Here is an 11,590-nt window from a genome sequence, read left to right as displayed (position 1 = left end):
TTACAACGAATTAATCTTCGTCAACGCATCCGCAATATTCCGGTCGTTGGAAAGTCTGGGTACTTTATTTTGCCCGCCCAATTTACCGCTGGCTCTCATATAATCAATAAAGGAATTTTTACGTAACGGAGTCATTACCAACTGCCGTAAAATGCTCCCTTTAATTAAATCATCGTAATAAACATTTAATTCTGTAAGCCTCCGGTCAATGTCGCTCACAAATTGCTCCATATTTACGGGCATTTTTGCAAACTCGACAAACCATTCGTGATAGGGCAAACTTCCCTGGTTTGGCGTCACCATAGGTGCAACGGTAAATTCAACAACTTCCACTTCCGGATGGCGTTCCATGGCATAACGAAGTGCTTTTTCAATTTCTTCACCAATAACATGTTCTCCAAAAGCAGAAATAAAATGTTTGATTCTTCCGGTTACTAAAATCCGATATGGATCGGTTGAAACAAACTTGATGGTATCACCAATGGAATAACCCCAAAGGCCGGCATTACTACTTACGACAACCGCATAATTTTTACCAATCTCAACCTCTTTGATCGAAAGTCTTTTAGGATGTTCATCAAAAAAGTTTTCAACCGGAATAAATTCGAAAAAGATACCTGAATTTAACAGCAAAAGCAGCCCTTCTTCCTTCTGAGAATCCTGATAAGCGAAAAAACCCTCAGATGCAGGATACAATTCAATCGAATCAATTCTTTTTCCAATCGATTCATAAAGTTTTGCCCGATACGGTTCAAAGTTTACGCCACCATAAATAAAGAGAGAGAAGTCAGGAAAAACGTCTTTGATCTTCTTTCCCGTTTTGTCAATAATCCTGTCAAAATACATCTGGACCCAGGGAGGAATTCCGGAGATCAGCGACATGGGTTGGTCTATCGTTTCATCAATGATTTTGTCCAGTTTTGTTTCCCAATCTTCAATACAATTGGTCTCGTAACTTGGTAATTGATTAGCCCGTAAATAGGCAGGAACGTGGTGATTGGATATGCCCGACAAACGTCCGGTTAGTACACCACCAGTTTCTGTCATCACAGGACTTCCTGAAAGAAAAATCAGTTTATTGTCCAGAAATTCCGCTTTCCCGGTTTCAGCAATATAACTTAAAATGGCGTTTCTGGCCGAATTGATATGATTTGGAATCGATTCCTTTGTTATTGGAATATATTTGGTACCCGAAGTTGTACCGGATGTTTTGGCAAAATAAAGCGGTTTTCCCGGCCAGAGAATGTCAGATTCTCCCGCTTTAAGATGAGTGATATAACCCTTCAAATCTTCGTAATCACGAACCGGAACTGCTTCTTTAAACTCTTCATAAGTATGAATATCTTTAAAAAAATGATCCTTTCCGAACTGCGTTTTCATGGCTTTTTCAACCAGTTTCGCGCGCCATTCTTCCTGCACTTGGGTGCTTCTGGCTATCCAGTTCTGTTGTTCTTCTACGATATATTTAGCCAAAGGATGGCTCAAAAGTGCTTTGATTCCCATATTAAAAACAAATGTACACAGGATTTATAAATTCTATTCTACAAGCCTAAAACACACTGGTATACAGGCTAAAAAACATCCCCCAAGTGAAATTTGTTAAATGCCTTTGTTTGTGGGTAATAATCTGTAATTTTGCACACTTGAAATCAAAGTGAGCGAAAATTTTAAAAATATATATGGGATTGTTTGATTTTTTGACAAGTGATATTGCGATAGATCTGGGTACGGCAAATACCCTGATCATCCATAAAGATACAGTAGTTGTTGATGAACCATCGATTATTGCCATGGATAAAACCACCGGCAAAGTGTTAGCGATAGGCCACACGGCTATGCAAATGCATGAAAAGACGAATGAGAATATTAAGACCATTCGTCCTCTAAAAGACGGTGTAATTGCCGACTTTACCGCTGCGGAAATGATGATCCGCGGCATGATCAAGATGATTGATACCGGCAGCCGCTTTTTCACTCCTTCTCACCGTATGGTTGTATGTATACCATCGGGAATTACCGAAGTTGAAAAACGCGCTGTGAAAGATTCATGCGAGCACGCTGGTGCTAAGGAAGTTTACATGGTGCACGAACCGATTGCTGCTGCTATTGGTATCGGCATTGACATTACCCAGCCAAATGGTGTGATGATCGTGGACATTGGCGGTGGTACTACTGAAATTGCGGTTATCGCGCTTTCAGGTATCGTTTGTGAGCAGTCTGTACGTATTGCAGGTGATGTTTTCACAAGAGATATCGTGGATTATATGCGTCGTGAACACAATCTTTTGATTGGGGAACGTTCTGCTGAATTAATTAAAATGGCGATTGGATCTGCTTCTCCTGAACTGGAAAATGCTTTGGAAGATTATCAGGTTCGCGGACGTGATTTGATGACCGGTATTCCAAAAGAAATTCGCGTTACTTATAGTGAAATCGCTTATTCATTAGATAAATCAATATCTAAAATCGAAGAAGGCGTGATGAAAGCACTGGAAATTTCCCCTCCTGAACTTTCAGCGGATATTTTCAAAAATGGTATCTGGTTAACAGGTGGCGGTGCTTTGATCCATGGTTTGGACAGACGTATCTCCCAAAAAACCAAATTACCCGTGCACATTGCAGACGATCCGTTAAAAGCGGTGGTAAAAGGTACCGGTGAGGTCCTTAAAAATCTGGAATTGTACAAACCCGTGTTGATTTCGTAGTATAGGATCGTTCACAACGTGTCAGTTGAAATTTCAGCTGACACGTTGCGTGTGAATATATTAGCCCATGCTTCAGTTAGTAGATTTCGTTGCCCGGAATCGTTTCTTTTTGGTATTTGTCTTGTTGGAAGTTTTCAGCGGATGGTTAATTGTGCGCAGTAATTCGTATTGGGGAGCAACGTATTTCAATACTTCGAATTACTACGTTGCTAAAACGCTGGCTCTTTCAAGTTCAGCACAGGAATATACACATCTGGATGAAGTTAATTCGGATCTTGCAGCTGAAAATGCGAGGTTAAACGCTTTGGTGGCAACATTAAGCCAGAAAAACGCGAAAGACGCTCCACTCGGCTATGTTCCTGATTCTGCTTTTAATTCAAGATTTACTTATACCGTTGCGAAAGTAGTTGATAACGAAATCAACAGGACCAACAATTACATCACAATCGACAAAGGTACTTCGGACGGAATTCAGCCCGACATGGGTGTTATTTCTGCCACTGGTGTTGTTGGCAAGGTTCGTTTCTGTTCAGAGAATTATTCGATTATTACTTCCATTTTGCATTCCCAGTTTATGGTTTCTTCCAAGCTGGTTCGCAGCAAGGAAATTGGTACTGCCAAATGGCCCGGGAAAGATCCTAATTTCCTTGACCTGGTGGACGTTTCACGTTATACCAAAGTCTTTAAGGGAGATTCTGCTGTAACATCCAATATGAATTCTGTTTTTCCGCCAGGTATTATGGTTGGGAAAGTAAAATCTGTGACTGTTCATCCGGATCAGACGTTTTACAACATAAGCCTGGAGCTGGCAACAGACTTTAGAAATCTTTCCTATGTCTATGTGGTGAAAAATCGGCAACTTGGGGAACAGGAAAAATTAAAACAACGCATAGGAGACCGTCAATGAGTTTACGCCAGGCAATACAATATTCCTTAATGGTTCTGCTTTACCTGCTGCTGCAGCTCTTCTTCATGCGCAATATGGTGTTGTTTAACTATGCCTTCTGTTTCATTTATATTGCCGGAATACTAATCCTTCCAACCGAAATCAGCAGAATGTATTTGCTCTTCATCGGTTTCGGGATTGGATTTACTGTTGATATTTTTTCCAATACTTTTGGAATGCATGCAGCGGCTACTGTGCTCATCGCTTATCTCCGCCCCTTCCTGATCCAATACCAGATGGAATCCAAAGGAGCAGAACGAACCGAAATTGGAATACGAAGTCAGGGAATTGGTGCCTTTTTGGCTTATATTCTTCCGCTTATTCTTATTCATCATGCAATGCTTTTTTTGATGGAGATGAATAATTTTGGCATGATATTGCATACATTGCTCCGAATTGCCGCCAGTGCCTTGTTTACACTAATAATGATTGTGCTCGTGGAACTTTTTTCAAGAAGGTAACATGACAATTTGACCTACCCTCCACACCTGGCTCGAAATTTGATGTTTATACATGAATTAACGATGGTCCCGTTTTTTTCGAGATCATTAATGTCAGGTAAAAGTCCTTTCAGCGAAAAAATGTGCATCCCGAAATAATGGCAGTTCAGGAACTTAGAAACGCCGTTCATCAAAATTTGCTTTGTACGATTTGGAGCTGTTGATAATCTTTGTAAATTCAGCATTCCTATGTCAGTTGCCATGTCAGAATCGATCACCACTAATGAATACACAGACGATCTCCGTTACGAGATTTTCAACCGTGAATTCATGCCACACATAGACTCCATGTATAACTTCGCCTTCCGCCTAACCATGGATGAGGACGATGCAAACGACCTGGTGCAGGATACATACCTGAAAGCTTTCCGGTTCATTTCTTCTTTTGAGCAAGGTACAAATGCCAAAGCCTGGCTTTTCCGTATCCTCAAAAACAGCTTTATTAACGATTATCGTAAAAAAAGTAAGGAGCCGTCCAAAGTAGATTACCAGGAAGTTGAAACTACATACAATTCGGAGGAAGCGTCGGATACTACATACACGGTTGATCTTCGCGCCGATGCCGTTCAGGAGCTTATTGGTGACGAAGTTGCCAATGCGTTGAATGCACTGCCTGTAGACTTCCGTACGGTCATCATTTTATGTGATATTGAAGGGTTTACTTATGAGGAAATGGCCAAAATTCTGGACATTCCAATCGGTACAGTCCGGTCAAGATTACACCGTGCGCGTAACCTTTTGAAAGAAAAACTAAAAAGTTATGCTAGTTCAATGGGCTATGATTCATAACCCATGAAACTTTTTTTATGTACTATGGGGTTATAGGGTACAGTCGTACATATATATTCCAAAAAACAACTTACCAGCATAATTTGTGATGAATGCATCTTCCCATACGCCTTCTGTTACAGAAGAAGCGCAAAAACAAACCATGAAGCATAGTTGCGAGCATCATGCTGAATGTATGAAAATCATTCAGTCGATTCTTGATGACGAAGCTACGGAAGCAGAAAAAGATCATTTCAGGGAAAACATGGATAAATGCCTTCCCTGTATCGAGGCGTACCGTCTCGAAAAATGCATTAAGGAATCACTAAGTCTCAAACTTGTGAAAAAACCTTGCCCTCAGAGTATTATGGATACGATTTTGTCCAAAGTAAATAGTTAGTCTGGTCCGCGTGAAAGGTAAGCTTATCATATTTTCTGCCCCATCAGGTTCTGGGAAGACCACAATAGTCCGGCATCTTTTAAATAAATATTCCTCGCAATTAGCGTTTTCGGTATCGGCTTGTACACGGCCTCGTCGCGAATACGAAGTGGATGGAAAAGACTATTACTTTTTATCCATTGACGATTTCAGACAAAGGATTGCAAATCAAGAGTTTGCTGAATGGGAAGAAGTCTATGCCGGAAATTATTACGGAACACTGAAAGCTGAAATTCAAAGGCTTTGGAATGAAGGAAAACATGTTGTTTTCGATGTGGATGTGAAAGGCGGGCTAAAACTGAAAGAAGCTTACGAAAAAAATGCACTGGCTGTTTTTGTAAAAGTTTCGTCTGAGAAAGAAATTGAACGCAGACTTGGAGGCCGCGGTACAGAAACCGAAAAAACACTGGCAACACGTCTGGCAAAAGTCCGTTATGAGCTAAGTTTTGAACACGAGTTTGATACTGTGGTGATTAACGATAATTTAGAAGACGCCTTACAGGAAGCAGAAAATCTTATTGAAGAATTTATTAAGGCCTGAAACTAATCCATGTCATGAATTTGTCAGTAATTTGTCATTTTTGTCATGAATATTATTTTTAATAATTCCTCAGCAATTTCTCCTCTATCAGCTTAAAGTCCCCAAAATTTTATGAAGATTGGTCTGTTTTTTGGATCCTTTAATCCAATACATATTGGTCATTTGATCATAGCCAACACCATGGCTACCGGGACCGATCTTGAACAGGTCTGGTTTGTAGTGAGTCCCCAAAATCCCTTCAAGAAAAATAATAGCCTTCTCCATGAATTTGACCGCTTTGATCTTGTATCAAGGGCTGTGGCTGATAATTCATTATTGAAAGCTACTGATATTGAGTTTCATATGCCAAAGCCCAGCTTTACCATTGATACGCTGATCAGGATGCAGGAGAAATTTCCTCAGCACGAATTCAAGCTGATCATGGGCGAAGACAATCTCGCACAATTTCCAAACTGGAAAAACCACGATAAAATACTGGAATATGTAGGCCTATACGTATATCCCCGGCCGAATTCCCAACCACATAAATTTAAAGATCATCCGGCTGTAAAATTTGTCCAGGCTCCCCTGCTTGACATTTCTGCCACGTATTTGAGAGCCTGTCTTAAAAGTGGAAAATCGATACGTTATATGGTTTCTGAGCCGGTTGAGGAGATGATTCGGATTAAGAAGTTTTATGCCTGAAATACGTTTTTTCACTTAATCGCTTTCAATTCGTCCAGCATCGCAGGTCTTCTTGGATATTTTGTCCTTAAAACCTGTACAGCGTCCAAAATTCTACCCCGGCTTGCAGGCATGAGCTTGATGACCGCAATCATATAAGACGCAATTCTTGCATAACCAGACCTGGAATCGGCCCGGTCACCTGCAATCAACAGTGCAGGATAGAGTAAATCGATGAGTTCTGGCTGATAATCTTTCGCCAAATATTTCATATAATTGAGTAAAACTTCAAGACTAGGATAGCCTTCCACGAGTTGATAAAGCTTGTCAAACTGTTTTTCCTGCAGATATATGGGCGCGAGCCTGTTAAGCAAAGCATTGTTTTTGGACCACCAATGATTGTTCAGGTGCCGTTCTGCTTCCCGTTCAACCTCGTCAACGATTTTCTGAATTAAACCGTCGAACTTCACTTCCCATTCGGTTTGCTGGAAAGTGTCCTTCCAATTTTTATAGTATTCCGGATTGAAACCACGGTCAAAGGCAAAAAGTAAATTGAAATGTCGTTGCATAACCAGATCCCCCTCTAAACCGGCAATACGAAGAAGTGTCTTTTGCCACTCTGAAATCGTCCCGGGATGTTGCCTTTTTTGGGCCAGAACAATTCCCTGGTAAATCAATTCTTTTGCTTCGGCGTACTCCTTCCTCTCAATAGCCTCATCAACAACACCTTGTCTTACTTCAACGATATCCATATGCTGCCGGATCAGCTTTTCTGCTTCAATCGTATTTCCTGTTTCTTTAAAAAACAGTATGGTTTGTTTGATAAAATATTCTGCCCGATAATTGTCTGCCCACAGTTCCATAAATGCCAGAAATGCATCAGGCCTTTTTAGTTGAACGGACAAATACCTGAATATTTCGAAACATTCGTCGCCAAAGTCACCATAATCAAAATAGTTATCGTTAGCGAGTTCGCTGGCTAAAAAATCATGCATGTTTTCTTTCAGTTCCTGTGCGCAAAACTCCGATTCGGCTACTATTCTCAGTATGGAAATTGCATTGGAGATCGTATCGCCGATATCACCATTCGAATCATCCGCATTTGGAATAACATCTTCCACCAATTGTTTCAACGCCACCCTCGAAATCATGACAGCATCTTTAAAATTTTGGTTTTCAATAGCTTCCTGCGCTTTATCCAGAAAATTATCAATTTTGCCCGACAAATCTCCGGCTGAGTAATAGTTTACATAACCCTGGCTCATGGTGGAACGGATGACTTTTTTTATCAGATCCGTATATTTCTTTTCTACATCGATCTTTTCGTCTTTGTATGCAAAATGAAGTTCAAACTGGTTTTTGAAATTTTTGTCACTTTTAGCGAAGAGTTCAACGAATTCTTTTAGTTCGGAAACCCCCACTTTTTTCATCAACTCACTAAAAGACAAAGCATGATCTTTCTTCTTTTGGGGTTCCAATTTGATTATTTTAACCGCGTCTTTCAGTTCATAAAATACAGCCACAATGTGTTTACACACATCTGCATCATGCGGACAATCACAAAAGAACGTATCTATTTCGCCGCTTTCACCCAACTGAACCTCGACTGTATAAACTTCTGATCCTTCCACATCTGCGTTCCATAATCCATTTTCTTCTTCTTCAAGATTAATTACAGCACCTTCGTTGTAATAGTCTTTTCCACGCTGAAGGATAATCGGGGAGATTTGTTGGTGAAAGTTTCTTAGGTTCATCTTGTATCCACGTCAACTTAGAATTGATTTTCAAAATTATTGTCCGTTCGGTATTCAAAAATAAATCTACTTCCATTTTTCACCAAAATTATCTGGTTTAAAATTGACACTTTTCTAAGCCATTTTTTCTTATCTCAATCTTTGTATTTCTTTGTTGCATACTTACTTCGTATTTTTAAGTAATGGGAGCGGCAATTAATAATTGAACAAGCCGCAGGTGATGGCGGGATGATGGTATTTTCAAATGTTCGTTCAGTACAGGACGTTAAATCTATGAGTGAATGGGTGGAAAAAAGAAAGGCTGCTATTTCAGCACTGTCACCAAGCTCGGCTGCTACTAAATAAACTTCCGATCCTTCTGTAATTCCATAACCAATTTCGCTCTTCTTTAAAATGTTATAACCGCCTTTTGCACTTAATCAGGCGGCTCCGATGGAGCCCCGTTGATTTGGTATACTTTCAATTTGCTATAAACAGGATGTTCCTAAAGGAACAAGTTGAAGTAGTAAGACTTTACCCAGCTCAGGTTTTTTAGTCACTCCGTAGGAGTATCCTGTTTATAGAAAAAAATGTGGAGTGAGGATTAATCTGGCTCCTTCGGAGACTCCTGGTTTACGTCAAAAGCCGATTGATTTTGTTGCCGGCATAGTCACTTGTTAGCAAATTACTATCATTTTTAAGTGTTCTGCATTTCACCAATTCTTCTAACATAACTGTCTCGGCTGAGTAATCTCCACTAAAATATGCAATTGATTTGCAATCAAGTGTTGTTTCTAAATTTTCGGAAATTCTATTATTTCTAAAAAGACTATAACCTCTTGGACTTGTAATTTTATAATAGTTGGTGAAAATATATCTATCATGGTGGTACTTTTGAATAATTGTCAGGTTAATGGAATATTTGAATTCTTCGCTCAAAAACTTTTGCAATCTATCTTTTTCTTTTTCTACCTGATAGCGTTGTTCTGGATCTTGATGTGCTCCAATAATTGTTAAGTGAAACTCAAAATTTTCTTTAAGGGTATTCGGCATAATATTCTTTAAAATGGAAATCATATTTTCATGACTTCGATCATTGAAAAAAATATAATTATCCGTAATTATTAGAGCGTTACATGGATGTTTAATCAAGCTCAGAAAATTCCAGTTTCTATACTTTTGATTCACTCTTATTTCCTTTACTTGGAAGAGAACTTCTGCTCTCCTTATGTTCGTTGTGTCTACAACAAAGCATCCAAAATTTTGCTCAATACTTAATTCAGGAACTTCATCCAAAAAGAAAATGTGTTGTTTAGTATGATTATGAAAGCTAGCTGCTTGGCATTCTTCTAAAAAATTGAAATTTTGAGACCGCGTTTTTTGTGCAAGTATTTTTCCGGCAATCCGTCGGAATATTACACCATTAGATGGATCTTGGCAGGCTTCAAAAAAATCAAAATTTAGTATAAGTTCTGCACTACTTTTAATTCTTATGAGAAATCTTTCAATATCTCGATAAACATCATCCTCCGACTCCATTGAAAAAAAATTTACCAAAAACGCCTTGTTCAAATAAACCTTCATAACTCAATTATTACGGTTTTTACTATTTTTCAAACGTATCAACTCCAACTCCCAGTTAGCTGCCTCATCAAAGAAATTAGGCCCGAAATCATCCGATAGACTGCCATCTTCTAAAATTTCTATTTTCTTAACCTGCTTTTTTTCGTCTTGGGGGATATTGTTTGGATCGTAGAAATAGTAAATGATCGTGTCGGTTGGGTTGACTTTATTATCCTTGCGAGCTGTAAGTACCTGTAATTTACGAATCAGATATTCACTGTGCGTTTCTATAATAAATTGGATTTTGAAAGTTTCTGCTACTTCAACGAAAAAATCTGCTAAAAGGCTCTGGAATTTCGGATGTAGGTTGGCTTCTGGTTCTTCTAGTATCATTAGCGATGACTCTTCATTAAACATATATCCCCCATTACTTGTAGAAACATATTTTTTTGCAATATGCTCGGCAACTTTAAAAATTATAGATGCGATTTGTGAATAGCCATAGCCAAAATTAATGAATGAATGTCCGCCAATGTTTGGGAAATATGTTCCCATTTCACTATCGTATTTTAAGTCAAATACACCGTCTATACTAAAAGATTTTGAACAGTCTTCAAAAAACTCATTGAATTTAAAACCCTTATTTCTTGCCTCATTTAAATACTTCATTGTATCCTTAAACTTCGAATCACTATCCTCCGAATAAGATCTTTTATATTCATTTTTGCTTGTTGCCAGATAATCTAACTTCGCTAAACTTACACCAATGGCCTGTACTTCTAATTTTTCCTTATCGTCAGAAATCCTAAGTTTTGAAAATACCAATTGTTCCAATTCTAATGCTTTCTCATCAGATACCTCATGTGCTTTGAACCAATCTTTAAGGCCAATTTTTGAAGTTGAGTAAACCTCTTTCATCGTGTTCTTAAACGTTTCACTTAATTTTGTTTCGTTTGATTTTAATAATTGATCAAATAACTCAACATCAAAATAAACGTTATGATCGGTAATTTTTAAGATTAGATCATTTTTGCTGTTTAGAATCTCAATTGCATTAAGTGACCTGGCTATACTTTTTTCAATATTAAAGCTAAGGCGATATTTACCTATGTTCGGGGATACATGCTCATCATAAATCTTTTGGTAAAGTTCTGGTTTTGTCTCCCTAATTTTTTGATGCAACTCATCAGAAGCTTTTTGAGCCAATTCCTCGTGGCTTAAATTCTTATTAGTAAAAAAATCTGGCTTTGAGGTAATAGTTTCTTCCAAAAACTCTTTTAATTCCTTGTGATCAATGTCTAAATCAAATGTTCCAGCTTTTACGTTATATTGGAAGACAAATGAGATTACATTACTTTCGCCACTTCGGCATTTTGTTGAATCCGGACTATTTAAGCCGTGAACGTTTCCATCAAATTCAATAGAACTTGGTTCAAAGGTCTGAATAAATTCCTGCTCTGTATCTGAAACAAGCCGTGACTTTTGAAAAATTTCGCTATACTCAGAAGAAGAGAATCCTTCAGCAATCATTGTGTAGAAGGGCGGCAGATTTCCCTTTTCAAAGTTATCCTTCATCAACATCAACGCCTTATTCAAAGAACTTTTCCCTGAACTATTTGGCCCGGTTAAAATCGTGATCGGAGCAAAATCGAACCAGGTGTAATCTTTAAAAACGCGGAAATTTTCGAGGCCGAAGCCTTTGAGGTGGGTTTGCATAGTTAATTTTTATATT

Annotated in this window: 11 protein-coding genes; 7 read left to right on the top strand and 4 right to left on the bottom strand. The window is 38.6% G+C overall.

Annotated features, from left to right (window positions below):
- Entirely contained in the window at positions 1-1,503 is a 1,503-nt protein-coding gene (locus tag FDK13_RS00200; protein WP_137337964.1) for a GH3 auxin-responsive promoter family protein, read from the bottom strand.
- 176 nt (positions 1,504-1,679) lie between these two features.
- Here FDK13_RS00200 and FDK13_RS00195 point away from each other — a divergent pair, with 176 nt between their 5' ends.
- From FDK13_RS00195 to nadD, 7 genes are all read left to right on the top strand, one after another.
- Positions 1,680-2,705 (top strand): rod shape-determining protein, encoded by a 1,026-nt coding sequence (locus tag FDK13_RS00195; protein WP_137337963.1) that lies wholly within the window; start codon positions 1,680-1,682, stop codon positions 2,703-2,705.
- A 67-nt stretch (positions 2,706-2,772) separates the two neighbouring features.
- Positions 2,773-3,612: a rod shape-determining protein MreC gene (gene mreC / locus FDK13_RS00190; protein ID WP_137337962.1), complete on the top strand. Its 840-nt coding sequence runs from the start codon at positions 2,773-2,775 to the stop codon at positions 3,610-3,612.
- Positions 3,609-4,112, top strand: a complete 504-nt coding sequence (locus FDK13_RS00185; protein WP_137337961.1) for a hypothetical protein — start codon at positions 3,609-3,611, stop codon at positions 4,110-4,112. Before mreC ends, FDK13_RS00185 begins: the two co-directional genes overlap by 4 nt.
- 228 nt (positions 4,113-4,340) lie before the next feature.
- Complete coding sequence (locus FDK13_RS00180; RefSeq protein WP_137337960.1) at positions 4,341-4,940, top strand: sigma-70 family RNA polymerase sigma factor; 600 nt, start codon at positions 4,341-4,343, stop codon at positions 4,938-4,940.
- Positions 4,941-5,028: 88 nt separating this feature from the next.
- Positions 5,029-5,319 (top strand): phosphohydrolase, encoded by a 291-nt coding sequence (locus tag FDK13_RS00175; protein ID WP_137337959.1) that lies wholly within the window; start codon positions 5,029-5,031, stop codon positions 5,317-5,319.
- A 10-nt stretch (positions 5,320-5,329) separates the two neighbouring features.
- The gene (gmk, locus tag FDK13_RS00170; RefSeq protein WP_137337958.1) at positions 5,330-5,899 is read left to right on the top strand and encodes a guanylate kinase; all 570 of its coding nucleotides are present in this window, start codon (positions 5,330-5,332) and stop codon (positions 5,897-5,899) included.
- Between the two features lie 111 nt (positions 5,900-6,010).
- Positions 6,011-6,583, top strand: coding sequence for a nicotinate (nicotinamide) nucleotide adenylyltransferase (gene nadD / locus FDK13_RS00165; protein WP_137337957.1), 573 nt, complete (start codon positions 6,011-6,013; stop codon positions 6,581-6,583).
- A gap of 11 nt (positions 6,584-6,594) precedes the next feature.
- On the opposite strand, the gene FDK13_RS00160 is transcribed toward nadD, so the two are convergent.
- The 3 genes from FDK13_RS00160 to FDK13_RS00150 form a co-directional block, all read right to left on the bottom strand.
- Positions 6,595-8,316: an SWIM zinc finger family protein gene (locus FDK13_RS00160; RefSeq protein ID WP_137337956.1), complete on the bottom strand. Its 1,722-nt coding sequence runs from the start codon at positions 8,314-8,316 to the stop codon at positions 6,595-6,597.
- A 612-nt stretch (positions 8,317-8,928) separates the two neighbouring features.
- Positions 8,929-9,879, bottom strand: a complete 951-nt coding sequence (locus FDK13_RS00155) for a hypothetical protein (RefSeq protein ID WP_170982683.1) — start codon at positions 9,877-9,879, stop codon at positions 8,929-8,931.
- A 3-nt stretch (positions 9,880-9,882) separates the two neighbouring features.
- Positions 9,883-11,574: an AAA family ATPase gene (locus tag FDK13_RS00150; protein ID WP_137337954.1), complete on the bottom strand. Its 1,692-nt coding sequence runs from the start codon at positions 11,572-11,574 to the stop codon at positions 9,883-9,885.
- Positions 11,575-11,590: the final 16 nt, after the last annotated feature.

The organism is Dyadobacter frigoris (genome assembly GCF_005280585.1).
Lineage (GTDB): Bacteria > Bacteroidota > Bacteroidia > Cytophagales > Spirosomataceae > Dyadobacter > Dyadobacter frigoris.
The sequence above is the reverse complement of the archived record's forward strand: the minus strand, read 5'-3'. Positions and strand labels throughout refer to the sequence as shown.